The organism is Sphingorhabdus sp., from assembly GCF_050921905.1.
In the GTDB taxonomy this organism is placed as follows: domain Bacteria; phylum Pseudomonadota; class Alphaproteobacteria; order Sphingomonadales; family Sphingomonadaceae; genus Sphingorhabdus_B.
In genome coordinates this window covers 1575494-1597844 of the sequence record NZ_CP050888.1, presented here as the reverse complement: position 1 = coordinate 1597844, position 22351 = coordinate 1575494, and the positions used below count along the sequence as shown (strand labels likewise).

Annotated in this window: 27 protein-coding genes, 1 tRNA gene and 1 pseudogene; 7 read left to right on the top strand and 22 right to left on the bottom strand. The window is 56.7% G+C overall.

The genetic code is table 11. The features are described from left to right. The first annotated feature begins 19 nt into the window (after positions 1 to 19). Positions 20 to 1117: a histidinol-phosphate transaminase gene (gene hisC, locus HEQ18_RS07700; protein ID WP_432814257.1), complete on the top strand. Its 1098-nt coding sequence runs from the start codon at positions 20 to 22 to the stop codon at positions 1115 to 1117. Then, positions 1117 to 2022: a prephenate/arogenate dehydrogenase family protein gene (locus HEQ18_RS07695; protein ID WP_432814256.1), complete on the top strand. Its 906-nt coding sequence runs from the start codon at positions 1117 to 1119 to the stop codon at positions 2020 to 2022. Before hisC ends, HEQ18_RS07695 begins: the two co-directional genes overlap by 1 nt. 9 nt (positions 2023 to 2031) lie before the next feature. On the opposite strand, the gene HEQ18_RS07690 is transcribed toward HEQ18_RS07695, so the two are convergent. Genes HEQ18_RS07690 through HEQ18_RS07680 form a run of 3 tightly spaced genes read right to left on the bottom strand, consistent with a single transcriptional unit; the run spans position 2032 to position 3476 of the window. After that, positions 2032 to 2721 (bottom strand): lysophospholipid acyltransferase family protein, encoded by a 690-nt coding sequence (locus HEQ18_RS07690; protein WP_432814255.1) that lies wholly within the window; start codon positions 2719 to 2721, stop codon positions 2032 to 2034. A gap of 3 nt (positions 2722 to 2724) precedes the next feature. Further along, positions 2725 to 3255 (bottom strand): YdcF family protein, encoded by a 531-nt coding sequence (locus HEQ18_RS07685; RefSeq protein ID WP_397606524.1) that lies wholly within the window; start codon positions 3253 to 3255, stop codon positions 2725 to 2727. Continuing rightward, complete coding sequence (locus HEQ18_RS07680; protein WP_432814254.1) at positions 3252 to 3476, bottom strand: hypothetical protein; 225 nt, start codon at positions 3474 to 3476, stop codon at positions 3252 to 3254. Before HEQ18_RS07680 ends, HEQ18_RS07685 begins: the two co-directional genes overlap by 4 nt. 342 nt (positions 3477 to 3818) lie before the next feature. Here HEQ18_RS07680 and HEQ18_RS07675 point away from each other — a divergent pair. Together HEQ18_RS07675 and HEQ18_RS07670 are read left to right on the top strand one after the other, a co-directional pair. After that, positions 3819 to 3875 (top strand): annotated as a pseudogene (locus HEQ18_RS07675) (MJ0042-type zinc finger domain-containing protein); the annotation flags it as partial. Positions 3876 to 4046: 171 nt separating this feature from the next. Continuing rightward, positions 4047 to 4745 carry a hypothetical protein gene (locus tag HEQ18_RS07670; protein WP_432816027.1) on the top strand — a complete coding sequence of 233 codons (699 nt, stop codon included), beginning with the start codon at positions 4047 to 4049 and terminating at the stop codon, positions 4743 to 4745. 20 nt (positions 4746 to 4765) lie between these two features. Here HEQ18_RS07670 and fliS read toward each other — a convergent pair whose 3' ends face one another. Genes fliS through HEQ18_RS07585 form a run of 17 tightly spaced genes read right to left on the bottom strand, consistent with a single transcriptional unit; the run spans position 4766 to position 18065 of the window. Then, entirely contained in the window at positions 4766 to 5158 is a 393-nt protein-coding gene (fliS, locus tag HEQ18_RS07665) for a flagellar export chaperone FliS (RefSeq protein WP_397606190.1), read from the bottom strand. Between the two features lie 5 nt (positions 5159 to 5163). Next, complete coding sequence (gene fliD / locus HEQ18_RS07660; RefSeq protein ID WP_432814253.1) at positions 5164 to 6528, bottom strand: flagellar filament capping protein FliD; 1365 nt, start codon at positions 6526 to 6528, stop codon at positions 5164 to 5166. Positions 6529 to 6571: 43 nt separating this feature from the next. After that, positions 6572 to 7711 (bottom strand): EscU/YscU/HrcU family type III secretion system export apparatus switch protein, encoded by a 1140-nt coding sequence (locus HEQ18_RS07655; RefSeq protein WP_432814252.1) that lies wholly within the window; start codon positions 7709 to 7711, stop codon positions 6572 to 6574. After that, positions 7704 to 8489, bottom strand: coding sequence for a flagellar biosynthetic protein FliR (fliR, locus tag HEQ18_RS07650; protein ID WP_432814251.1), 786 nt, complete (start codon positions 8487 to 8489; stop codon positions 7704 to 7706). The genes HEQ18_RS07655 and fliR overlap by 8 nt, the downstream gene beginning before the upstream one ends. Beyond that, positions 8486 to 8755: a flagellar biosynthesis protein FliQ gene (fliQ, locus tag HEQ18_RS07645; RefSeq protein WP_296198263.1), complete on the bottom strand. Its 270-nt coding sequence runs from the start codon at positions 8753 to 8755 to the stop codon at positions 8486 to 8488. The genes fliR and fliQ overlap by 4 nt, the downstream gene beginning before the upstream one ends. A 3-nt stretch (positions 8756 to 8758) precedes the next feature. Then, positions 8759 to 9511 (bottom strand): flagellar type III secretion system pore protein FliP, encoded by a 753-nt coding sequence (gene fliP / locus HEQ18_RS07640; protein ID WP_432815973.1) that lies wholly within the window; start codon positions 9509 to 9511, stop codon positions 8759 to 8761. Then, a complete protein-coding gene (locus HEQ18_RS07635) occupies positions 9504 to 9776 on the bottom strand; it encodes a flagellar biosynthetic protein FliO (RefSeq protein WP_432814250.1) in 273 nt (90 codons plus the stop codon). Before HEQ18_RS07635 ends, fliP begins: the two co-directional genes overlap by 8 nt. Next, positions 9773 to 10087 (bottom strand): flagellar motor switch protein FliN, encoded by a 315-nt coding sequence (gene fliN, locus HEQ18_RS07630; protein ID WP_397606185.1) that lies wholly within the window; start codon positions 10085 to 10087, stop codon positions 9773 to 9775. The genes HEQ18_RS07635 and fliN overlap by 4 nt, the downstream gene beginning before the upstream one ends. Continuing rightward, entirely contained in the window at positions 10080 to 10940 is an 861-nt protein-coding gene (locus tag HEQ18_RS07625) for a FliM/FliN family flagellar motor switch protein (protein WP_432814249.1), read from the bottom strand. The genes fliN and HEQ18_RS07625 overlap by 8 nt, the downstream gene beginning before the upstream one ends. Then, positions 10937 to 11548, bottom strand: a complete 612-nt coding sequence (locus HEQ18_RS07620) for a flagellar basal body-associated FliL family protein (protein ID WP_432814248.1) — start codon at positions 11546 to 11548, stop codon at positions 10937 to 10939. The genes HEQ18_RS07625 and HEQ18_RS07620 overlap by 4 nt, the downstream gene beginning before the upstream one ends. Before the next feature lie 14 nt (positions 11549 to 11562). Beyond that, positions 11563 to 12738, bottom strand: coding sequence for a flagellar hook-length control protein FliK (locus tag HEQ18_RS07615; RefSeq protein WP_432814247.1), 1176 nt, complete (start codon positions 12736 to 12738; stop codon positions 11563 to 11565). Continuing rightward, positions 12735 to 13163: a hypothetical protein gene (locus tag HEQ18_RS07610; RefSeq protein ID WP_432814246.1), complete on the bottom strand. Its 429-nt coding sequence runs from the start codon at positions 13161 to 13163 to the stop codon at positions 12735 to 12737. Before HEQ18_RS07610 ends, HEQ18_RS07615 begins: the two co-directional genes overlap by 4 nt. After that, positions 13160 to 14491, bottom strand: coding sequence for a FliI/YscN family ATPase (locus HEQ18_RS07605; protein ID WP_397606180.1), 1332 nt, complete (start codon positions 14489 to 14491; stop codon positions 13160 to 13162). The genes HEQ18_RS07610 and HEQ18_RS07605 overlap by 4 nt, the downstream gene beginning before the upstream one ends. Beyond that, positions 14488 to 15048, bottom strand: a complete 561-nt coding sequence (locus HEQ18_RS07600) for a flagellar biosynthetic protein (RefSeq protein WP_397606179.1) — start codon at positions 15046 to 15048, stop codon at positions 14488 to 14490. The genes HEQ18_RS07605 and HEQ18_RS07600 overlap by 4 nt, the downstream gene beginning before the upstream one ends. Next, positions 15041 to 16078: a flagellar motor switch protein FliG gene (locus HEQ18_RS07595; RefSeq protein WP_397606178.1), complete on the bottom strand. Its 1038-nt coding sequence runs from the start codon at positions 16076 to 16078 to the stop codon at positions 15041 to 15043. Before HEQ18_RS07595 ends, HEQ18_RS07600 begins: the two co-directional genes overlap by 8 nt. Further along, positions 16071 to 17726, bottom strand: coding sequence for a flagellar basal-body MS-ring/collar protein FliF (gene fliF / locus HEQ18_RS07590; RefSeq protein WP_432814245.1), 1656 nt, complete (start codon positions 17724 to 17726; stop codon positions 16071 to 16073). Before fliF ends, HEQ18_RS07595 begins: the two co-directional genes overlap by 8 nt. Before the next feature lie 3 nt (positions 17727 to 17729). Further along, positions 17730 to 18065, bottom strand: coding sequence for a flagellar hook-basal body complex protein FliE (locus HEQ18_RS07585; protein WP_397606176.1), 336 nt, complete (start codon positions 18063 to 18065; stop codon positions 17730 to 17732). Positions 18066 to 18291: 226 nt separating this feature from the next. On the opposite strand from HEQ18_RS07585, the gene HEQ18_RS07580 reads away from it, so the two are divergent. Beyond that, positions 18292 to 19116, top strand: coding sequence for a flagellin (locus tag HEQ18_RS07580; RefSeq protein ID WP_397603890.1), 825 nt, complete (start codon positions 18292 to 18294; stop codon positions 19114 to 19116). A gap of 152 nt (positions 19117 to 19268) precedes the next feature. Further along, positions 19269 to 19344 (top strand) — tRNA-Thr (locus tag HEQ18_RS07575). Positions 19345 to 19642: 298 nt separating this feature from the next. Here HEQ18_RS07575 and HEQ18_RS07570 read toward each other — a convergent pair. Beyond that, complete coding sequence (locus tag HEQ18_RS07570; protein WP_432814244.1) at positions 19643 to 21139, bottom strand: NADP-dependent isocitrate dehydrogenase; 1497 nt, start codon at positions 21137 to 21139, stop codon at positions 19643 to 19645. A gap of 150 nt (positions 21140 to 21289) precedes the next feature. Here HEQ18_RS07570 and HEQ18_RS07565 point away from each other — a divergent pair, with 150 nt between their 5' ends. Further along, positions 21290 to 22111 (top strand): LysR substrate-binding domain-containing protein, encoded by an 822-nt coding sequence (locus tag HEQ18_RS07565; protein ID WP_432814243.1) that lies wholly within the window; start codon positions 21290 to 21292, stop codon positions 22109 to 22111. Positions 22112 to 22235: 124 nt separating this feature from the next. Here HEQ18_RS07565 and HEQ18_RS07560 read toward each other — a convergent pair whose 3' ends face one another. Next, positions 22236 to 22349 carry an integrase core domain-containing protein gene (locus HEQ18_RS07560; RefSeq protein WP_432814242.1) on the bottom strand — a complete coding sequence of 38 codons (114 nt, stop codon included), beginning with the start codon at positions 22347 to 22349 and terminating at the stop codon, positions 22236 to 22238. Positions 22350 to 22351 lie beyond the last annotated feature (2 nt).

The window sequence follows — 22351 nt, the reverse complement described above, 5'->3', positions numbered from 1 at the left end:
CGACGCTATGGCCGCGGGCATGAACACACCTATAGCCAAACCATGGATTGAAGCTATCAGCGCCTACACACCCGGCAAGGCAAAGTCGGATGATGGCCGCGTGCTGATTAAACTATCCGCGAACGAAAATCCTTTGGGGTGCAGTCCGGACGCTTCGGCGGCATTGGTGGACAAAGGCGCTTCTTTGGCCCGCTATCCTGACCCGGCTTGCACCGCTTTGCGCGAAGCATTGGGCGCGGCGTATGACGTTGACAGCGACCAGATAGTCTGCGGCACGGGTTCGGATGAGCTGCTGAACCTTATCGCCATGGGCTATGCTGGCGCAGGCGATGACATCATTTACGTACGCTATGGTTTCTCGGTCTATGACATTGCGGCGCGCAAAGCGGCGGCCAATGTGATTGTCGCGCCGGACAAGGATTATGGCACTGATGTCGATGCTTTGCTGGCGCTCGTGACCGACAAGACTAGGGTAGTGTTTGTGGCGAACCCCAATAATCCGACGGGCACATATACTGGCGACGGGGAAATTGCCCGGCTGCATGCGGGCTTGCCCGGAAATTGTGTGCTTGTGCTGGACCAAGCTTATGGCGAATATCTTGAGGATGACGGTCCCGCCGCATTGGAACTGGCGCGCCGCCATGACAATGTCCTGATCACGCGGACTTTCTCTAAAATTTACGGCCTCGCGGCAGAACGCATTGGTTGGGGCTATGGCCATGCAGGCCTTATCGCGACGCTTAACCGTGTGCGCGCACCGTTCAATGTTACGGCTGCAGGACAGGCGGCGGCCATCGCTGCGCTTGCGGATACAGATTTCGTGACGCGCAGCCGTCAACATAATGCCGAATGGCGCGACTGGATGGCAGGCGAGTTTGCGTCATTGTCCAACCATGGATTGAAGGTCATTCCATCCTGGGGCAACTTCCTGATGGTCTTGTTTGAAGGCACATGCAGCGCAGAAACCGCTTATCATGCGTTGATGGCCGAAGGCTATATCGTCCGCTGGTTGCCGGGGCAGGGGCTTGGCAATGGCCTGCGGATTACCATCGGCACCGAAGACGAAAATCGGGGCATTATGTCGGCCTTGCGCAAGATTCTGGACGTCAACGCTTAATGTTGCCCTTCGCGCGCCTGACGATCATTGGCCTGGGTCTCATCGGTTCATCGGTCGCGCGCGCGGTAAGGGCGCAAATGCCCTTAGTGCGCATAACCGGGCATGACGCCGACCAGGCTGTGCGTGAACGCACGGTTGCGCTTGGTATCTGCGATGATGTGACCGACACGGTTGGCGCGGCGGTAATGGATGCCGACCTTGTCATCCTGTGTGTGCCCGTTGGCGCGATGGGCGCGGTGGCGGCGGAATTCGCTGCTGATTTGCCTTGCGATGCGATTGTCAGCGATGTGGGTTCGTGCAAGCAAAGCGTCGCAGAGGCGCTTTCTGCGGTGCTTCCCGACGCGATCATTATTCCTGCCCATCCGGTGGCTGGTACCGAAAAAAGCGGGCCAGACGCTGGTTTTGCGACCTTGTTCAAGGGTCGCTGGTGCATATTAACGCCGCCTGAAAATGCGCCTGAGGTAGCCGTTGAACGCTTGCGCATTTTTTGGCAGCAGCTTGGCGCGGATGTCGAGATTATGGATGCGCGGCATCATGACATGGTCCTTGCCGTCACCAGCCATTTGCCGCACTTGATTGCCTATACCATCGTTGGCACGGCTGATGATTTGGAAGGCGTGACGCAAAGCGAGGTTATCAAATATTCGGCCGGCGGTTTTCGCGATTTCACCCGTATCGCCGCATCTGACCCTGTCATGTGGCGCGATGTGTTTTTGTCCAACAAGGACGCCGTCCTTGAAATGCTTCAACGTTTTTCCGAAGACTTAAGCGTGCTGCAACGTGCGATCCGATACGACAAAGGCGACGATTTGGAGGCATTGTTTGCCCGCACCCGCAATATCCGGCGGTCGATTGTTGAACAGGGCCAGGACGATGACGCACCCGATTTCGGGCGCAAGCATTAGGGCCCTGCCTTAAACGTTCAGCGCATTAATGGCGGCATGCACGCGCGCCTCAATTTCCGCGCGTGGTAGGCCAGTCGGAAGCTCTTCCCCGACCTTGTACGTAATCGTCCCTGATTTCCAAATACCCGCTTTGCGCGGGCTCAAAGTGCCGCTGTCCACCGCAATCGGTACAACGGGGAGGTTGATGAGCTTATACAGGCCCGCAAAGCCCGATTGCAATGGCGGCTGACTGCCGGGTGCAACGCGCGTACCTTCGGGGAAGATCACGATTGGCCGTCCGTCGGCGATCATTTTTTTGGCCAAAACCAGCATGGCCCGAAGCGCCGCCGCGCCGCCATTGCGGTCAACAGGGATCATGCCATAGGCCCGCGCGGCCGGTCCCCATAAGGGGATATCGAACAGCTCTTTCTTCGTCACCACCGCAGGTTTGGGAAACATGCGGGGCATGTCGATGGTTTCAAACATGCTTTCATGTTTGATGGCGTAAAGCACCGGTTTTTGGGGCAATTCGCCCTCAATCTTGATGTTGATGCCCAGTATCCGGCGGTAGCAGGCATATTGCCAGCGCGACCAGCTGCGCACGGCCCATTGCATGAGCGGGATGGAGAACCATTGCGCCAAAAATGCGGTGACGACGAAAAACACTGACCCAGTGTAAAATATCACGATATATGCTGCAGACCGGATGACTGCGATCATGGCTTAAAGCCCGAGAAGCGACGCGACCGCGCGCAACCAATATTTGTTATATTCCTTGAATAAACCGCCAAGCGACGGTTGGGTCGACACCGCGTCATTGGTGACGGTGATACCATTGGGCAAGGCCCGATCAAGTTCAAAGCGCGCGCGTCGCATGTGCCAATCATGCGTGACAAGTCGAAGACTGCGCATATTGTTCCGCTTTGCCCATGCTGCCGTTTCCAACGCATTGGATCGCGTATCTACCGATTGGAAACCCAACGCGATACAGCATTGGAAATATTGGGCAGATTTTGGATATTGCGCTTGAAGCTCGGGCGGCTTCACATCGCGGTCCACACCGGAAATCAGCAATTTTTTGGACTTGCCCGATTCCAATATCTCAAGCCCGCGATCAATTCTGTTTGCCCCACCGGTCAGCACAACAACGCCATCGGTTGGCGATATGGGCGCCGGCTGTGGCAACAGCAACGCAAACCAAGCAAAGCCCAGCATCCAGAGCAACAATATGAAAGCGAGGAAGCGACTGATCATAACATCTTCTTTAACGCAGAAATCACTGTGAAGCGCGCCATAAGCATAGCAAGCGCCGTCACGGCAAGCGGAATGCGTCCGCAGTTGACCCGGCCCGAAACCGATACGCCATCGCCGGAGAGCAAAGCAGGCATAGCGGCCACAGATCCGTCATGGGGCGTAACGCCTGTTATGGCTGCTGCGTCGCGACGTGGCCGAAGCCCCAGCTTGTCGAATTCCAATAGGATCTGCATTGCAATGACAAATGGCACAAACGGCATGACGGGGCAAAGGCTATTCCTAGGGTCAGGACCCTCGGGTCAGGGCCACTTAAATCCATCTTCGCGGTTTGAGGCCATACTGTTCAGTGCAAGGCGGCAAGTGCAGGGCTTAGTGGTTCTAAGTCCAAGCTTGCCAACGTGGCAATGGACAATATGGGTCAAATCCGAAGGACGTCTTGACGCCGCGATGGTGGAGTTAAGTGGTCCTGACCCTAGTCAAGTCGCGGCCCGAAAAGCCGCCGTCCACAGCATTTTATAACAGTAGGGTTGCAAGTCACAAGATGCTGCTGTTTAACCTTTGCCATGCTGCTTGTCTGCCCCTCCTGCCGCACACGCTATATTGTTCCTGACAATGCCATTGGTGTTGATGGCCGCCAAGTGCGGTGCGCCAATTGCAAGCATGGATGGTTTCAAGAGGGAGCAGTTCCCCTGACAACGCCAGCACCCTTACTCGCAGACCCCTCCATTGCAGCGCCCGCCGAACAGAGCGGCCCCGCGCCCGGGATAACCCCGCCAGAGGCCGCCCGGCCAATGTCTGCTGCGCAGACGCCGTCCGAGTATGAGGAGCCTTCAGGAGGTGCCCCAACGCCTGCGACCACTCCCTTGCTTTCCCCTGACCCCGTTCCACGATTGATGGTCGCAGAAACGGATGCGGATGACGCGCGGTCGGCCTTCCCACGATTTGCCACTGAGCGCGCGGCCGCGCCCGGTCCGGCGCCGGTGGATGTCGATCCGTCGTTAAGCGCTGGCAACTGGGCGGAGAAGGAACCAACGCAAAGCCGCTTTGCGCATGAGCCACCGTTCAATCAACGCCGTAGCCGCACGAAAATTTGGACTTTGGCGGCCATCATCTTTGCGCTGACGGTCACCGTTATGGGAACGGCTATCTCTTATTTTGGGATGCCCGATATCGGCCTGTCCAGCGCGGCGGAAGACTCTGCCCTGACAATCGTGGTCAACGAAAATCTGCAACTGAATGAACGTGACGACGGCACGCCCTATTTTATCGCCAGCGGCAGCATTGTGAACCCGACCGGGGTGAAGCAAAATGTGCCCGAAATGCTGGTAACGCTAAAGGATGCGAGCGGCAGACCGGTCTACAGTTGGAAAATGAAAGCAAAGGCAAGGACGCTGGCACCGGGCGCAAAGGTCGATTTTAGCGAGGCACGGCTTGACGTTCCATTGGCGGCCAAGGACGCCGTAGTCGGCTGGGTGCGTTCGGGTGACTAGGTCCTGCCTTTAAACCCCGCCTAATTGGCGAGTGCAGCCCAAGCATAAGCGATTTCGCTCATGGCGTCCCTTATTTCTGTTATACCTGCAATATCATTTGTCCGCGCGGCCTCGTTCAACCTGTGCACGGCAGATCGGTATATCCGCTGCAGCACGCCTGCAAGGTCACCACCATTGGCAAGGTCGATGCTCGAATCCAGCGCAATGATAATCGACAGCGCTTTGACGTGATGGGGGTTTCCGGAAATGGCCGAGCCCCGTTTTACGGTGGCCGTCAATAGATCCAGCGCGCGCAGCAATTCTTCATATAGCAGGCTGACAAGGCCGTGCGGGCTTGCGCTGGTAACGCGGCTTTGCAGTTCCATGTCCCGGTAATGCTGGTTGGCAAAGGCTGGATGTGTACGAGCAAGCATATGGTTTAATCGTTTCCATTGTTCCAAAGCTTAATCTGCTGTTCCAGATAGCTCTGCGTTGCTTTTAGCGCGCCGATGCGTGCGTCCATACCGGCGAATTGTTTTTCAAGGCGGCTGCGATAGGCAAGTTCGCGTGCTTCCATTCTGTTGCGGTTTTGCGCAATCGTGTCGGCATCGCGTTTTAAGGCGGTTTGCAACAGTTCCAACGGCCCATTGGTCGCAACGGCGGCATCACGCAGGCTATCGAGCGCAAAGGCTATGCCGGGGTCAGTGCTGTCTGACTGCCCTGCATCGCGCGGCGGGTTGAACATCGCTTCAACAGCATCGGGATTATCCCGCAACACAGCATCGAGGCGTGCCATGTTCAGCGTAAGCGTACCGTCACGCGTTGTGGAAATGCCAATGTCAGACAAACGGTTGATGCTAGCATGCGATGTCAGCGGCTTTGCGGCAAATCCGGCCAATTGCCGTTCAAAAGCCCGCAGCGCAGGGCTGCCATTATTGGCTTTACGCGCCGCCTCCATGTCTTTTTTCAAGCCATTGAACACAGTGACGAAATCAGCCAGCGTTTGTTTGATTGTTTCGGATGGGCGTGCCGCGCTGATCGCAATGGAGACGAGCGGGTCTGCTTTTTTCAGAATCAGGCTCATGCCTGTAACCACGTCATCAATAGTGTTGGACGTGCGGCGATAGGCAACGCCATCAATGGTGAATGCGGCATCGCTGGCCGATTGGCCCGTGGTCATGGCTTCGGTCGTAAACTGTTGTAGGCTTGTCGGCGCTCCAGCGTCAGCGGTTAACGTAAACGCATTGGCAGCGCCACTCTGGCCCTTGAGCACGAGGCGATATGCGCCTGCATCGTTGATGACGCTTGCGGTGACGCCGCTGCCGGCCGCGTTGATAGCGGTGGCCAGTCCGTCGAGGCTGTCATTTGCGCCATCAATGGCAATGACATAGCTATTGGTCCCAACGGTAAGTGTCATATCGCCTTGGCCAACCGATGCCGTGCGCGAGGCGACATTTTCCGAAAAGCTGCTTTGCGCCTTGGCAAGCGTTTGAATGACCAACTGTCCGCTAAAGCTGCCCAGCCGGTTCCCGGATTGGGCGATGATGGATAATGCTGTCGGGTCCGACGTGACAGGCTGGCTGCGCAAGGTCCCGCCCGAAGCGAGTGATTCCAGTGAATTGGCAAAACTGTCCAGATCGCTGCGTGCTTGTGCAAGCGTGCTGACTTTTGCTTGATTGGCCCGCGATAATGCATCCAAACGTGCCGCCTTCGGCGCGCGCGATGCAGCCGCAAGATCCGCGACCAACGCGGCGGTATCAATGCCGGAGCCAAAACCCAGGCTGTTTGCAATTGACGTGACCATATGAATTTCCTTGCTGCCTTATACGGCCATGCTGCCGCAGGATTTAGGCGGCCCGGCGTCCGTCCTGATCGAAATGCATTGTCACTGGCACCGCAACAGACGGCTTGGGAATCTGCTGACCGAAACTGGAATCCAGCCGGAAGACGAAGGCCAATATGGCGGCGACCGCTGCATATAAATCTTCGGATATGGCTTTGCCCGTGCGCGTGGTGAAATAGATTGCGCGGGCCAATTGGGGATATTCGAGCGTTGGCACATTCTTTTCCGCTGCCATGGCTCTGATCGCCAGCGCCACATCCCCGCGCCCCCGCGCGACCAATATGGGCGCGGCATCTGAACCCGGTCGGTAACGCAGGGCAACCGCAAAATGTGTCGGGTTGGTCAGGACGACATTGGCGTCAGCCATGCCCTTACGCGCCGATGACATCATCACCTCTTGCTGGCGTAAGCGTATCGCTTGCTTCAGTTCAGGCGCGCCGTCGCTTTGGCGCATTTCTTCCTTCAACTGCTGCTTTGTCATGCGCAGCTTGCGGTTGCGCTGGAACCATTGGATCGGGACGTCGACTAAGGCAATCAGCGTCAGGCCAGCGGCCAGAATCGCTATGGTGAATAGCATCTTTTGCCCGATGATGCCGACCGCCACAGCCGGATCGGCGGCGGCAAGGCCGGGCAGGGATGCGATCTCGCCCGAAATGATCCAATATCCGGCATATCCAAGGACGCACACTTTGGCGGTTGCCTTGAACAATTCAATAAGCCCCTGCGTTCCGAACATACGCTTGAGCCCCGCCAGCGGGTTAATGCGGCTGGCCTTTGGTGCCATCGCCTTGCCCCGCATGCCAAGCGACCCCAGCATCGCAGGCGCGGCAAAGGCAGCGATGAGCGTCAGCAACAGCAACGCGGCAAATGGGACTGCAATTTGCGCCACGGCGACACTTAATGCATCAAGCGGCTCGAAATGGTCGGGGTCAGAAAGGTCAAGCGTTAGGCCGCCTTTCAACAAAGTCTTGCTCGCGCTGAAAAACCACTTGCCAAGGCCCATCACCCACGCTGCACCCGCGATCATCATCAACGCAGTGGCCAGTTCCCGTGACGCAAGCACATCGCCTTCTTTGACCGCATCGTCCTTGCGCTTTTGGGTTGGCGCTTCGGTTTGCTGGTCTTTATCGGGTGCGTCAGCCACGGCCACCGCCAAGGCTCTGCGCCTGATCGAGCCCAAGGCGAAGTGCATTGCTGAGCATATCGGCCATCACAGGCAGAGAAACGCCCAATAATACTATACCCGCAAGCAATGCGGCAGGCATACCGACGGCAAACAGGTTTAATGTCGGCGCAGATCGCGCAATCATGGCCATGATCAATTGCACCAGCACCAGGGCAAATCCCACAGGCAGGGCAATCGACAGGCCAGCGGAAAAGGCCAGGCGGCCAAATTCAACAACGCTGCCTATGGCGGAAAAGGATAGCCATGCTTGCCCCGGAGGCAGCGTGCGGTAACTTTCGGCGATAATCGCAATCAACGCCAAATGGCCGTCTGCGGCAAGGAACAGAAACATGGCGAGCATGGACAGAAACTGCCCGACGGCAGGGCTTGATTGGCCACTTGCCGGGTCCGCCATTGAGGCAAAGCCAAGGCCCATGGCGTTGCTAATCGCCTCACCCGCCACTAAGGATGCGGCAAAGGCGATCTGGATGACAAATCCCATCGCCAGACCCGCCATCACCTCTGCGGCGATCATGAAAAAGCCGGGGACCGAGATAATCCCGGCCGCAGGTAATGTCATATTGGCCATCGACGCCGACGGAATGCCGATAGCCAGTGCCAGCACGAGGCGAAGCTGCACGGGCACGGCTTGCGCCCCAAACATGGGGGCCGCAACAAAAGCTGCGCCCGGACGGATCATGGCCACCATCCAGACCAGCAATTGTCCTTCCACATTTTGCAGTCCGGCGGGTATCATCGCACCAACATGGGGATTTGCGCGAATATATCGCGGGTAAAATCGGCCAGCAGGATCATGATGCTTGACCCGCAAACCGCCAGCGCAATCGCGACAATGATGAGCTTTGGCACGAAACTTAAAGTCTGCTCATTAATCGATGTCGCGGCCTGGACCATACCCAAAACTACGCCAGCGATTAGCGCGGGGATAAGGATGGGGGCCGCCCCAAGCGCCAATATCCAAAGCGCGCGTTGCGCCACGTCGATGAAAAAATCCTGATCCACAGGCTACACCACAAATGAGCTGGCCAATGACCCCATGGTCAATGCCCAACCGTCCACAAGCACGAATAATAACAGCTTAAACGGCATCGAAATAATCGTTGGCGACAGCATCACCATGCCCAGCGACATCAATGCAGACGCCACGATCAAGTCAATGATCAGGAATGGCAGGAAGATCATGAACCCGATTTGGAACGCAGTTTTCAACTCGCTGGTGACAAAGGCCGGTAGCAGAATCGAAAAGGGCACGTCGGCGGGCTTTGCAAATTTGCCCGCTCTGGCAATCTCGCTGAACAAGGCAATATCGGTTTTGCGCGTCTGTTTAATCATGAAGCCATGCATCGCTGTGGCCGACGTCGACAATGCCTGTTCAAAACTGACTTCATCGCGGCCATAAGGTTCAAGCGCTTGCGTGTTGATGGTGCTCAACACCGGCTGCATCACAAAAATGCTGAGGAACAGCGCCAGCCCAACCAGCACCTGGTTTGGGGGGGTTTGTTGCAGCCCAAGTGCCTGACGCAAAATCGACAGGACAATGATGATCCGGGTGAAACTGGTCATCATCAGGACTAAAGACGGCAATACCGTGAGCAATCCCATCAGCAGGAGAATTTGCAGCGATAGCGACAAAGGCCGCCCGTCTCCGGCTACCGCGCCAAGCGCCTTTTCCATACCCATCGCGCTTGGCGCGGCAAAGGCTGATTGGCTGGCGAGCAGCACACAAAGGCAGACGCAAATGCTTAAAAACCTAAGCATCATGGACGCCCTGATCGGTCGATGCCAATAGGCTAATCCCGTTGCGCGATGCGCCCAGCAAAAGGGTATTCTGGCCAAATTCCACGACCAGTAGCCGGCCATTGCCGCCCAAGGACACGGCATCGACCACGCGCACGGCGCGTGCAGATTGCGCGGTCAATGGCAGGCCGATCTGCAGCTTTTTCCAAAGCCATAAGGAACCCCACGCCATGCCGCCAATCAACGGCAGGATAAGCAAAAGGCGTCCGAAATATTCCAGGATCACGGCCGCGCCTCCATGCCGCCAAGCCGTTCCCCGTCCGGGGCGACGTCAAGCACGCGAATGCCAAAGCGGCCATTGGTCTCGACAATTTCACCGCGGGCGACCAAAGTGCCGTTGACGAAGAGGTCGAGCGGGTCATTCACTTGCCGGTCAAGCTCAAGCACGCTGCCTTCGCTCAATTCGAGCAAGGACGCGAGCGTCAGGGATGCAGAGCCAACCTCGACCGTAACGCGTACGGTTATATCGGCCAACATGTCTAATTTGATCGCCCGGTCGGCTGGCCTTGTGTTTGGGGCTTCAGTCATATCACTCATGGTCAGAACCTTCCATATTTTCGATTTTCAGCGCACTGCGGCCATTGGCCTCGCCAATTGTTCCGCGTGCAAAAAGGTGGCCTGCGACCAACAGCGGCACATCGGCGGGCAGCATGACGGGCAAGATGTCTCCCGGCCGAAGCGACAAGAGCCGTGACACCGGCACTTCGGTTTGGGTCAAAATGGCGCGCGCCGGCAGAGCAACGCGCAAGGTCGCGCTCTGCATTTTGTCTTTCCATTCGGGGTCAGCGGGCAGTCCATTGGGGTTAGCGTCGGCAAAGCGCATGGCAATTTTCTTGGCCTGGGCGTAACCAATGAACGCGTGGATTGCATTGGAACCAAGGGCAGAACATTCCACGTCAATTTTGGCTAACACTATACTGTCGCGATATTGCGGCAAATCAAATACCTGCAAATCCGTCTGGACGGGCTGCGCAGTTACAGCTTCGGGGATGGCACCCAGCAGCGCGTCATTCACATAAGAGAGCAAATGTGCGTTCAGCCGCATCGCAAGCCGCATCTCGGACGTGCTGAAACCTTGCCGCTCAGGGACTTTGCCTAACCCGCCATATTGCACATCAAGGATCTGGCTGATGAGCTGACCGGGGACCACCACCACCAGCTCGCCTGCATCCGTGCCAAGCTCGAAGGGCATCAGCAGGCTGAACGCAGGCTGTGACGGATACCATTCGGAATAGCGTGCCTCGGCCACCGATTGGACCTTGGCTTCAACCTTCTGGTGACTCGCCAAAAAGTCGCACATCGCTTCGCCCAGATTTTCGCAAAGCTTTTGCAACCAACCAAAATCGTCCGCTACCGCGGTTCGTGGCCGTAAGAGAAGCGATGCGCTCATTGGATAACCAGATTCGAAAAATAGACATTATCAACGCCGCCAAAGTTCTCTTTTTCCCGCAATACGTCATTGATGGCGGCGGTCAGGTCACGTTGCAGCATCTTCTTACCCTGCGGTGTCGAAAGGGCTTGCGCATCCTGTTGCGATAAGACCATCAAAATGGTCGAACGGATCGGAACGCTTTGGCGTTGGATATTCTGGACGACTTTGCCGTCATAATATGTCGATAGGCTCAGGCCCAATTGCACAAAGCCTGCGCCGTCGGCCAGATTGGCGGTGAAACTTTGGTCGAGGTTCACATAGGTCACCTCATATTTGCGCGGGTCCACAGGCACGCGGTCATTCTTCACGTCGATTGTACCCTCTTTCAGAGCAGGTGCTTCACCTGCGCCTTCTGCCGCTGGCTCTTCGGGTTCTTCGCTCCGCTCGACAAGCTTGGGACGGCGCGGGTCGACCTTTTCGGCGTGTCCGGTAATGCCACCGGCCATATAGACCCCGGTCGCAGCACCCGCCCCAACCAGCACGAGCGCAACAACCACTGCTATGATGAGCTTCTTTTTTCCCTTCTTGGGCTTTGATTCGGGGTCTGAGGGTTTTTGCTTGCTCATGTCTTGTCTTTCAATCAGGCGAAGCGGCCTTGGGCTTTGGAAGAAGCCGAAGCCTGCGCTGGGGTGGAGTTATTGTCTGTGTGTTGGCTATCGGGCCGTGGGGCCTGTTGCTGACCGTTGCCGTTTTGCCGGTTGGACATATCAAACTGGCCAAGTTTCAGACCCGCATGGCGCAAATCTTCGATCAGCCGGGCCTGCTCTGCCGATATGGCTTGCGCAGCCGCTTGTGTACTGGTCTCAAGAAGGATATCGACCTTGCCATTGTCTGTGGTCACAGCGACATCCAGTTGACCCAAATGTTCAGGGACCAGCGTGAACGTCAGTTGGTTGTCGCTTGCCGCATGGCTGACAATGTCCCGCGCGAGCGCGTCGATCCATTCGCCATCTGCTGTGATCACAAGCTGCCTAAGCTCCGCGATCGGTGTGTCCGTGCGCGGAGCCGTGGGTGCGACCGAAGGCTGTGCCGCACGGATGCCAGATTGCGGTTCAAAGCTGAAAAGTGGGTTATCGACCAAGCCCAGATTGTGCGCAGGCAAGGGGCCGGGCAGTTGCGGCTTATTCTCTTTGGTTAGCAGCGGTGCCGGAAGTGTATCCGGTCGCACAGTCGGCATCGCGTCCGCCCGCTTTACTGGCTTTTGAGGCGCGTTTGGTAGCAATGGAGCCAGCGTTTGGGTCGGCGTTGCGTTCAATGGCTTTGGCGTTTCGGCCCTATTAGTAAACTTGCAGACTTGGGGCGCAAGTGGCGTAACAGGGATATGGGCGGGTGCACTGACGGGCGGACGCATGTGGACCGTAGGTGCCGGCACAAGCGTTAAATCTATGGGTGGTGAGGATGCTTCTGCCTTTTCCGCCGCAACAGTGCCTGCGTCTTCGATACTGTTTTCGGGCGCAGCGGGTGGTGGTAAGACAACCGTCATGGCCCGGTTCAACGCATCGGGGGCAGTTGGTTGCGGCAAGACCTCTGTCGCGGCCCAGCTCTGCACTTCGGCCAAGGGGGGCTGGGCAAGCGTGATGGCAGGTGCGCAGAACGACGATGTGGCGGGTGTCACGACATCGACCGACACAGTGGGTGGCGCATCGACCAGAGTGGCTGAAATGTTCAACATATCCTCGAACACCCCTGTTGTCGGCGTTTGGCCGGTCATCATGGGCATAATGGCAGACGGCATGGGCGCGCTCAGCGGGTTCATGACATTCCCTCGCTCTTGGCGGCTTTCCGAAAAATCGCAGCGCGGTTTTGGCGATCCAAGGCATGTTTGGCATCTTGCGCGGCGACGTTGGCCGCAAGCTTCTCGATCGCTGTTTCGCGCTGCCGTGCGGCAACAACGGCGTGCCGCTGACGATTGCGTGCTTCTTGTGCATTACGGCTTGGTGTGGCAAGTGCGCGCTGCGCGGTGTCGAGACGCGATGATAGTTCGCATAGCGAGCGCAGCATCATGCCACTTTGTGCGCCGACCAACGGTTGGGCGGCCGCGCGAATGGCGGAAATGCGGTGCCCCAGATCGACGAGATTGCGCACCTCTTTTTCGCATCGGTGCAATTGCAGCTCCGCCAATTGCCGTTGAACAGCACGCACTTTCAATATGCGTTGCCAGCGTTGCGCATTGGCCGTCATGCGCCCATCTCTTCGACAAGTTCGGCACGGGCATGATCAAATGTGACGATAGATTGCATGGGTTGCGTGATGAAATTCAGCATCGCGGGCCGCTGTGCAATCGCCTGGTCCAGCACGGCATCGCTACCTTGCGCATATGCGCCCAACATCACCAGATCGCTATTTTGTTCATAGCTTGACCATAATTGCCGGAACCGCGCCGCCGCCGCCAAATGCGCCTGATCAACAATGTCGGGCATCAACCGGGACAACGACCGGCCGACATCAATCGCTGGAAATATGCTGCTTTCGGCAAGTGTGCGCGACAAGATGATGTGGCCGTCGACAATGGCGCGCGCTGCGTCGACAACCGGGTCGTCTAAGTCCCCACCGTCCGCCAATACTGTATATATGGCCGTGATCGAACCACCCGACCGGCGATCAACACCCGCGCGCTCGACAAGTTGTGGGATTAGCGCGAGCGAGGAGGGGGTGTAGCCTTTCATCGTTGGCGGCTCCCCAATGGCGAGACCGATTTCGCGCTGCGCATGCGCAATGCGCGTGAGGCTGTCGATCATTAACAAGACCCGCTTGCCTTGATGCGCAAAATGTTCGGCAATGGCCGTTGCACGCATGGCCGCACGCAAGCGCAACAGAGGCACCTGATCCGCTGTCACGGCCACAACAACCGATTTGTGGCGGATATCCCGGTTAAGCTTGCCCTCAACGAAATCCGATACTTCGCGCGCACGTTCGCCGATCAGGCCAATGACGATGATGTCGGCATCAATGCCCTGCAATATTTGTCCCATCAGCACCGATTTGCCCACGCCAGAGCCCGCGACAATCGCCACACGCTGCCCTTCGCCAATGGTGAGCAAAGCGTTTATGGCGCGGACGCCGGTATCCATCGCCCGCACGACGCGACCCCGGTCGAGCGGGTTGCTGTCTTCACCGGCAATTTTTTGTCGGCCACTGCATGACGGCATAAGACCCCCATCCAGTGGACGGCCTTTTGCATCAATCACACGGCCAAGCAGCTCTTCGCCAACCTCAATCATGTCATGCCGACCATTGGGATAGACGGCGGCGCCGCTGGCGATGTTACCGACGTCACCAAGCGGTTGAATGATAGCGCGCTGCCCTTGAAAGCCTACAACTTCGCCCTCGGCAAAGTCCCCATTTTCTGCCTGCATCCTTGTGCCTGTGCCAAGCGGATAAGGAAATCCGCTGACTTCACAATATTGCCCGGTCAATGCCGCCAGACGGCCAACGCGGCGCGGGTCCGCATCGCACAGAGCGGCAACACCATCTCGCGCCGAAATGATCGCTTCCAACCGCGTGGTCATGCGACGCGTCCGCCATCGCCGAGCGTTTGCTTTAGTCGTTCAAGCACAAAGGCGGGGCCATGTTCAACCCATCCATCGGAGCATTCAATACGCAACGCACCACGTGGCAATTGTGGGTCCGCCGTAAATGGCAGGGGCAATTCGGCGTCGGACAATAACGCAAGGTCATCCGGGTGCATGTGCAAATTGCGGCTCTGGTCGGCATCCGTTAAAACGGCCGTGGCGGCGGCGATCTGTTGCGTTAGAAAAGCGCTGTCAATCGGCAGGTCACCAATGATTTTCGTGACGACGCTGCGGATGATATTGTCGAGCATGAAGCCGATTTCGGCATTATCCTCCGGCCGCAGCGCATTTGCGGCAAGCAGCAAGTCGTGAAGCTGTTTGCGTTCAATCGTAAACACCGCCTGCGCCATTTCCTGCCCATCCGCCAGACCACGCACATAGGGGTCATCGGCTTCATCTGCGGGTGCCGGAAATGGAAACTGCAAATTGTGTGGACGAAAATCCCGGCGTTCGCCAAAATATTTTGTGAGGGACAGTTTGACGGTTTCAGACATAGTCATTGCTCTGCTTTCCCAACATTATTTCGCCAGACGCAGCCATGCCCCTGGCAATGGCGACCACGGCTTTTTGTGCTTCTTCGACATCGGCGCGGCTGACCGGGCCCATTTCGGCGATTTCGTCGCTGATGGTTTGTGCCGCGCGTGAGGACAATGTGCTCAGGATCTTCTCGCCCAAGGCGGCGTCAGCGCCCTTAATGGCCAGCGCCAGACGGTCGGCCTCGACATTGCGCATGACTGCGCCAAGCGATTTGGTGTCGAGCTGGGCAAGGTCGGCAAAAATGAACATGCCCTCTTCAATCGCATCGGCCAAAATTTTGTCCTTTTTGCGGATAGTCTTCAAAAGCTTTTCGGCTTGCGGACGGGACAGGTTGTTGACGATTTTTGCGACGTCTCCATGCCCGCCCATGTTGATGAGCGGGTTGCTGGCACTGGTTTCGGCATAATTTGCAAGAATGGCCTCAATATCTGATATTGCCGCAGCGGGGACGGGGCCCAAGGTGGCGGTGCGAAACAGCAGATCGGCTTGGACAGCTTCATCAAGCCCTGCGACCGCGTCTGCCGCAACTTCGGCTGGCAGTGCCGACAGGATGATGGCGGCAAGCTGTGGATGTTCATTGGCGACCAGGCTCGAAACCGTGGCGGTGTCCAGCCATTGCAACGCTTCTAATGATGGCGGTGCGGCCTGTGCTGGCGCTATCTGAGTCCAGATGCGGTTCGCAGTGCTATCCCCCAACGCCATATTCATCATGCCGCGGATGCGCCCGCGCGCGCCAACGGCAAGTTGTGACAGGTCGCGGTTGTTGCTGACAAAAACCTCTAATGCGCTTTCCACATCGGTTTCGGTCGCACATGATGCTTCAAACATTCCCTTGGCCAGGGATTTGACTTCCGCAGGGTCCAAATGCTGCAAGACCGCGGAACTGTCGCCGTCTTCCAGCAACATCAACAATATTGCCGCAGATAGCCCGCCATCAAGCGGCGTTGCTGGCTCTGGTGGCGTCATTTCATCGAGATCTTCATCCATTGGATGGTTTCCCCAACATTTGACGGACGACGAGCGCGGCGCGTTGCGGGTCCTGGCGTACGAAAGCGCGCACAAGCTTGGCGCGCGCTTCATAACTTGGCGCCGATTCAATCATATCGATGGTTACGGTTCCATTGGCGGGCCGTGAGGCCTGTTGCCTGGCCGCCGCCTGCATCAATTTTTGCTCTGTCTCTGCCAGTTCCTTTGACGCTGCCATGCGGGCTTTGACCGCTTTCACCAAAGGGCGGCCAATGATGAAAAAGGCAAGCAATGCGCCCAGCACCGCGCCGACTTGCTGCACCAATGGGAAGAACCATGGCTCGTCCCAGAAATTGACGACGACTTCGGCTTCTTCGACGAAGGGACGCGCGGAAATGGCGACGACATCGCCGCGTTCGGCCTTAAAGCCGACGGCGCCCTTTACCAGATTTTCCAGTGACGCAATCTCCGCAGGCGAGCGCTTCTGCGCACCTTTGCCATCGCGCAGGGCGACCGCGACCGACAGGCGGCGTAACGCGCCTTGCGGGTTATGTGTGACCGCAATCTCGCGGCCAACATCAAAACTACGGTTGTAGGTTTCCTCGCTTTGGCCGGGACTGGTGCCGGCGGCATTGGCTTCCGGAGGTTGATTGACGACCGCATTTGCAGGCGGCGGCTGGTTGGCCATCGCGCCGGGTATGCCGCCTGCTTCTTCTGCTGCGCCGCTAACGGACTTATTTCCTTCTTCGCTGCGCAACGCACGGTCATTTTCGGGGTAGGTTTCGCGGGTGGACTGGCTTTCGCTGGCATCGACATCGGCATGTACTTCAACCGAGAAATTGCCGGGCCCCGCAATGGGCGTCAGCAACGCGATGACCGCCTCACGATAGCGTTGTTCCATCTGCATTTGCAGTTGGAACATCCGGTCGTCAGCACTGGTCTGATCAGATGAAAGCAACGCGCCGCTTTGGTCTATGATGGACACATCCTCGGCGGACATGTTGGGAACGGACGATGCGACCAGATGGCGGACAGCGCGCACTTGTGCCGCCGACAGGCTTCGTCCTTGCTGAAGCGTCAGCATGACCGACGCGGCGGGTTCTTTGCTTTCGCGCACAAATACGCTTGCCTCTGGCGTTGCCAGATGGACGCGGGCGGTTTTTACCGCGTCAATCGCTTCGATCGTGCGGGCAAGGTCGGCTTCGCGCGCACCGCGCAACGTTTCACCTTCGACCGCGCGGCTTGACCCCATGGGCAATGAAGCCATCATGGCGTCGCCCGTCGGCTGCGCTTTGGGCAGCCCTTGACCGGCAAGTAACATCCGCGCCTCGTGCAATTTGCCTGCGTCTACGGAAATGGCGCCCGTGCCGGGGTCAAGGCTGTAGCTGATACCCGATGACTGCAACGCATCGGCAACGGCTGCCTTGTCTGCTTCGGCAAGGCCTTGGAACAAGGGCGCTTGTGCAGGCGTGCTCAGCGCGAAATAGGTCAGTGCCGCCAGCCCCAGCGCACCTGTTAATGCAAGCGCAGGAAGCGCCTGACGCACGGCGGGCTGACGCGTCATTCCGCGCAGGCCGTCAAACCCGAAATTAGCGCCCGGCGTGACATTGCGCGCCAATTGGCCGTTGTTGATCGACGCGTCGGGGGCGAGTATTTGTTGTTCGGCCATGCGTTATACCGGCATGTTCATGATGTCGCGATAGGCGGACAACAGCTTGTTGCGGACCTGAAGCGTTGCTTCAAAACCAATTGAGGCCTTTTGCCGTTCGACCATGACCGAGACGATGTCATTGGTCTCGCCTCGTTCATAGGATGCCGACAACGCACTGGCCTTGCCCTGCTGCGCGCTCACGACTTGCAACGCGTCCGTCATCGTCTGTGCAAAGGGTGTCGTTGATGCCACCGCTTCGGCCGGCACATCACGACCAGCCGCCCGCCGCAACGCGTCATTCTGGTTCAAGATGGACGAGCGCATCTGTAAAAGTCGGCTCTGGTCGATGGTCGCCATATATTTGGGTCCGCAGGCGGAATTGCCTTTGGGCAGACTTTAGCAAATGATGTGCCAATTTGCCGAAAGGCGCAGTCTTCTAAGGCATAAGGCCTGGTCTGAAGCTGCTCTCGCCAAATTTCCGACGCTGGTCATTAAAGCCATGGGCCGGCACGCCGTTTCTTGATGCCGAGGCTGCTCACCCCTGTCGGGCCGCCCATCACGAGGAACAGCAAAAGGATTTATCATGACAGTCATCAATACCAATGTCAGCGCGCTGCGCGCTCAAAATGCTTCACGTATGGCAAGCAACGCGCTTGGGGAAGCAATGGAACGCCTTTCGACCGGCAAGCGGATCAATGGCGCGAAAGACGATGCGGCTGGCCTGGCGATTGCCACCCGCATGGACGCAAAAGTGCGCGGCCTGAACCAGGCCATCCGCAACGCCAATGATGGCATTTCGCTCACGCAGACCGCCGAAGGCGCGATGGGAGAGATTTCGAACATCCTCGTACGACTGCGCGAATTGGCTGTTCAGGCTGCCAACGGCACCCTTACTGATGATGAAGATCGCGCCGTCATCGCGACTGAATCTACTGCCCTTATTGCCCAGATTGATGACATCGCAAACCGGACGGATTTCAATGGAATAAAGCTTTTGGACACCGCATCAAATACGATTAATATTCAGACCGGTGTTGATGCTGACGACACCGTTGACTTGGAACTCGGCGATTTGAATTCTGTCGTGCTTTTGACGTCAGCTACAGCTGTTGACATGACGACAGCGGATAAAGCTACAGATTCACTCACAATACTTGATGATGCTATTGACACGGTTGCCACTGCTCGTGCGGATGTCGGTGCCGTTCAAAGCCGCCTTGAGGCTACCGTCAACAATCTGACATCGACAGCCATGAATTTGACGGAAGCAAAATCGCGCATTGAAGACGCAGACTTCTCGGCAGAATCGACGAAACTCGCGTCGTCACAGATCCTTGCCCAGGCCTCGACCGCGATGCTGGCGCAAGCAAACCAAAGCCAGCAGGGCGTTTTGAACCTGTTGCGTTAAGATGAAGGCGTAACAACGCACGCTCCGAAAGCCCCGTCGGAGCATGCAATACCCCGATGGCCCTCATGCGGGCCGTCGGGGTATTCTGCATAAAGGCCACTTGAACTCAACAGCGCTCTTGGCTATGCGAAGCCATGGCCCAAGCGCCAGTTGCCGCCTTAGCTCAGTTGGTAGAGCATCGCATTCGTAATGCGGGGGTCGTAGGTTCGAATCCTATAGGCGGCACCATTTTAAATCATACATTTAAATAACTTACATCCGGTCAAGCTTTCTCGATTATTGTATAGTTTTTACTATACAACAAATTCAAACGGATCCGTGGCTGATATCTTTTCAACGTGTAAATCACGTATGCGTTGATCCTCCTGCCGCCTGTTGTTGGACCCCGGGACACTAGTTAGTGAAGGCGTTAGCTCTCGTTTGATAAATCGAGTTAAATGAGCCGGATCGCAGGCAAGGAAGAGCGCGCTTTCGCAATACAAGACGTCCGCGCAGCCTTACCACTGCGCAGGCGTCTTTTGGTGGTTTATTGGCCTTGGCCAAGTGAAAAGCCTGGCTCTCCGTCAAAAGTGTACAAATGCTCGGTTTTGATAAAGTCGACGCCCAGCTGAGAGAGTTTCCTTAGCAGATCGACCACCATGGCTTTATTGAATTGCGCTCCTTCCCGTACTAGGAACCGGCAGCGCCAATGATCCGTGCAGAAGGTTTCGGGAAGGCCATTTGGCCACACCTTGACCCCGCGATTGGTGATCATCGACAAGTCATATGACCCTGCAACAGATTTCTTAAGGCAGGCTGCCAAGTCGTCGACTGGTCCGGTTTGATGCACAAAAACATCGATACCAACCATCTCTTTTCGCGCGGGCTTTCGTTCGCTGGCTACCGGCACGGCAAAAGCGTCACCACTGGCGTTATACCGAACCGGGCTTAACTGGCGCGGCTCCTGTCCGAGTCGCGCAATCACGGCATCTGCAAAGGCCTGTGTCCCAACCATTTGACGTGAAACGCCTTCAACATAGATGTCATTGGTGTGGATGCCGTCCTCAATGGTTTTCAACCACGCATTATGAACCTTCTCGGCAATGTCAGGTTGCCCGATATGGACCAACATCATTACGCCTGCGAGCAAAAGGCCAGATGGATTGGCGCTGTCATGGCCAGCGCGCCGTGGTGCAGAACCATGAATGGCTTCGAACATGGCGCAATGTTCGCCAATGTTTGCCGAAGGCGCCAAACCGACAGACCCGGCGATTTGTGCGGCCACATCACTCAACACATCGCCATAAAGGTTAGGCATAACAAGCACATCAAAGGCCTCTGGCGTATCGGCCAGCTTGGCGGCACCAATGTCGATGATCCAATGCTCTTTTTCAATTTCAGCATACTCTTTGCCGACTTCATCAAAAATCTTATGGAACAACCCGTCGGTGAGCTTCATAATGTTATCTTTGGTGAAGCAAGAGACCTTCTGCCGACCAAAAGCGCGGGCATATTCAAAAGCGTAGCGATTGATCTTTTCGCAGCCCGGGCGCGTGATCAGCTTCAGGCACTGATAAACGTCATCGGTCTGGCGGTGCTCAATCCCTGCATAAAGATCTTCCTCATTTTCTCGAATGATAACCAAATCCATCTTGGGGTGCTTTGTGGCGACAAAGGGCGCATAGGATACGCATGGCCGAATATTCGCGAATAGTCCGAGCGATTTGCGAACGGTGACGTTCAGGCTTTTGTAACCTCCGCCTTGGGGCGTTGTGATGGGTGCTTTATAGAAAACTTTGGTCCGCCGCAGGCTTTCCCAAGCCTCTGGTGAAATCCCAGCGCTATTGCCTGCCAAATAGACCTGCTCTCCAATTTCAATCGTTTCGGGTGCGATCGCAGCCCCCGCAGCTTCGAGAACGCGCAAACTCGTGCGCATGATTTCAGGCCCAATGCCGTCCCCATGCGCCACTGTGATAGGCACTGGGGTATGCGCCGCGACAGCATCCATCTTTGGCGGCGAAACAAGGGTGTTTAAGTCGTTCATATTGACCTCCGTTTTGCGTGAACGGGGCCGATCTAGTGTTAAGAACATGATTGACAAAATGAGTTATCAAAATAGCATATATTGCATTTATAAATGGTTAGATAAATGCATAGCACCCAGAATCTTGATCTTGATCTACTGCGCTGTTTCGTGACCATCGCTGAAACAGAAAGCTTCACCCGCGCCGGGGAGCGGCTGGGAAGAACGCAATCTACGATCAGCCTCCAGATTAAGCGCCTTGAAGAACAAATTGGGCGAGCTGTCTTTGCGCGGACCCCTCGTTCTTTGCGTTTGACGGCAGATGGGGAACGTCTTCTCGGTCCAGCACGACAGTTGCTGCGCTTGAACGATGCCGCTCTTGCTGACTTATTTGAGCCAGATATGCAGGGCCATGTGCGGGTTGGCGTACCCGAAGATTTTGCCACTGCCCATCTACCAGCGGTCTTGGAAGCCTTTGCATCGGCTCATCCGTTGGTAGAGCTTGAAGTTACCTGCGACCTAACCCTTAACCTCTTAGATCGGTTTCATGCGGGCGCTTTCGACCTTGTTCTAGTTAAGCGAGAGCCCTCGGCGCAGCTAGAAGGTGTCCGCGTTTGGCGCGAGCCCCTTGTTTGGGTCGCGCGAGATCAACGTGCTGCAACCGGACTGGATGTTATTCCTCTCGTGGTTTCACCAGAGCCATGTGTTTACCGTAAACGCGCCATTGCCGCTTTGAACGCCATTGGCCGAAAATGGCGGATTTCCTATACATCAACAAGCCTTGCTGGCAGTCAATCTGCCGTTACAGCAGGACTTGGGATTACTGCTCTGCCGCGTGCAATGGTCCCAGCCCACTTAACCTCGATAAGTGACGACCCCGACATGCCTCCACTTTACGATACCGAAATTGCATTGATCGAAGCCCCCGGGCTCTCGCAGACGGCACACCGCCTTGCTCAGCATATCGTCGTTGCGCTGGAACGGAGCAAATAAGTGGCGCCGAGTGGAGCATGGTAGGAGGCATCAAGGGCAAAAACTAAGAATTGATGACGGTGTCGGGTTGAGCCTAGCCCCTTTTTTGGTCCGACCTTTATGAGAAAGACCGGTTCTTTTTGCATCAGGGCAGGCATGCCTGCCCTGATGCAAAAGCGCGCTCCATTGGGGTTTGGTTACCAAGGGAGCTGTGTGGTCGGACCTCATTATAGTCTCTCCGCCACGCCGGCCCTGTCATTA

Coding starts and splice junctions, on each gene's coding strand:
- hisC (WP_432814257.1), top strand. CDS start 20: ATGAACACACCTATAGCCAAACCATGGATTGAAGCTATCAGCGCCTAC.
- HEQ18_RS07695 (WP_432814256.1), top strand. CDS start 1,117: ATGTTGCCCTTCGCGCGCCTGACGATCATTGGCCTGGGTCTCATCGGT.
- HEQ18_RS07690 (WP_432814255.1), bottom strand. CDS start 2,721: ATGATCGCAGTCATCCGGTCTGCAGCATATATCGTGATATTTTACACT.
- HEQ18_RS07685 (WP_397606524.1), bottom strand. CDS start 3,255: ATGATCAGTCGCTTCCTCGCTTTCATATTGTTGCTCTGGATGCTGGGC.
- HEQ18_RS07670 (WP_432816027.1), top strand. CDS start 4,047: ATGTCTGCTGCGCAGACGCCGTCCGAGTATGAGGAGCCTTCAGGAGGT.
- fliS (WP_397606190.1), bottom strand. CDS start 5,158: ATGCTTGCTCGTACACATCCAGCCTTTGCCAACCAGCATTACCGGGAC.
- fliD (WP_432814253.1), bottom strand. CDS start 6,528: ATGGTCACGTCAATTGCAAACAGCCTGGGTTTTGGCTCCGGCATTGAT.
- fliR (WP_432814251.1), bottom strand. CDS start 8,489: ATGATACCCGCCGGACTGCAAAATGTGGAAGGACAATTGCTGGTCTGG.
- fliP (WP_432815973.1), bottom strand. CDS start 9,511: ATGCTTAGGTTTTTAAGCATTTGCGTCTGCCTTTGTGTGCTGCTCGCC.
- fliN (WP_397606185.1), bottom strand. CDS start 10,087: ATGAGTGATATGACTGAAGCCCCAAACACAAGGCCAGCCGACCGGGCG.
- HEQ18_RS07625 (WP_432814249.1), bottom strand. CDS start 10,940: ATGAGCGCATCGCTTCTCTTACGGCCACGAACCGCGGTAGCGGACGAT.
- HEQ18_RS07620 (WP_432814248.1), bottom strand. CDS start 11,548: ATGAGCAAGCAAAAACCCTCAGACCCCGAATCAAAGCCCAAGAAGGGA.
- HEQ18_RS07615 (WP_432814247.1), bottom strand. CDS start 12,738: ATGAACCCGCTGAGCGCGCCCATGCCGTCTGCCATTATGCCCATGATG.
- HEQ18_RS07610 (WP_432814246.1), bottom strand. CDS start 13,163: ATGACGGCCAATGCGCAACGCTGGCAACGCATATTGAAAGTGCGTGCT.
- HEQ18_RS07605 (WP_397606180.1), bottom strand. CDS start 14,491: ATGACCACGCGGTTGGAAGCGATCATTTCGGCGCGAGATGGTGTTGCC.
- HEQ18_RS07600 (WP_397606179.1), bottom strand. CDS start 15,048: ATGTCTGAAACCGTCAAACTGTCCCTCACAAAATATTTTGGCGAACGC.
- HEQ18_RS07595 (WP_397606178.1), bottom strand. CDS start 16,078: ATGGATGAAGATCTCGATGAAATGACGCCACCAGAGCCAGCAACGCCG.
- fliF (WP_432814245.1), bottom strand. CDS start 17,726: ATGGCCGAACAACAAATACTCGCCCCCGACGCGTCGATCAACAACGGC.
- HEQ18_RS07585 (WP_397606176.1), bottom strand. CDS start 18,065: ATGGCGACCATCGACCAGAGCCGACTTTTACAGATGCGCTCGTCCATC.
- HEQ18_RS07580 (WP_397603890.1), top strand. CDS start 18,292: ATGACAGTCATCAATACCAATGTCAGCGCGCTGCGCGCTCAAAATGCT.
- HEQ18_RS07570 (WP_432814244.1), bottom strand. CDS start 21,139: ATGAACGACTTAAACACCCTTGTTTCGCCGCCAAAGATGGATGCTGTC.
- HEQ18_RS07560 (WP_432814242.1), bottom strand. CDS start 22,349: ATGACAGGGCCGGCGTGGCGGAGAGACTATAATGAGGTCCGACCACAC.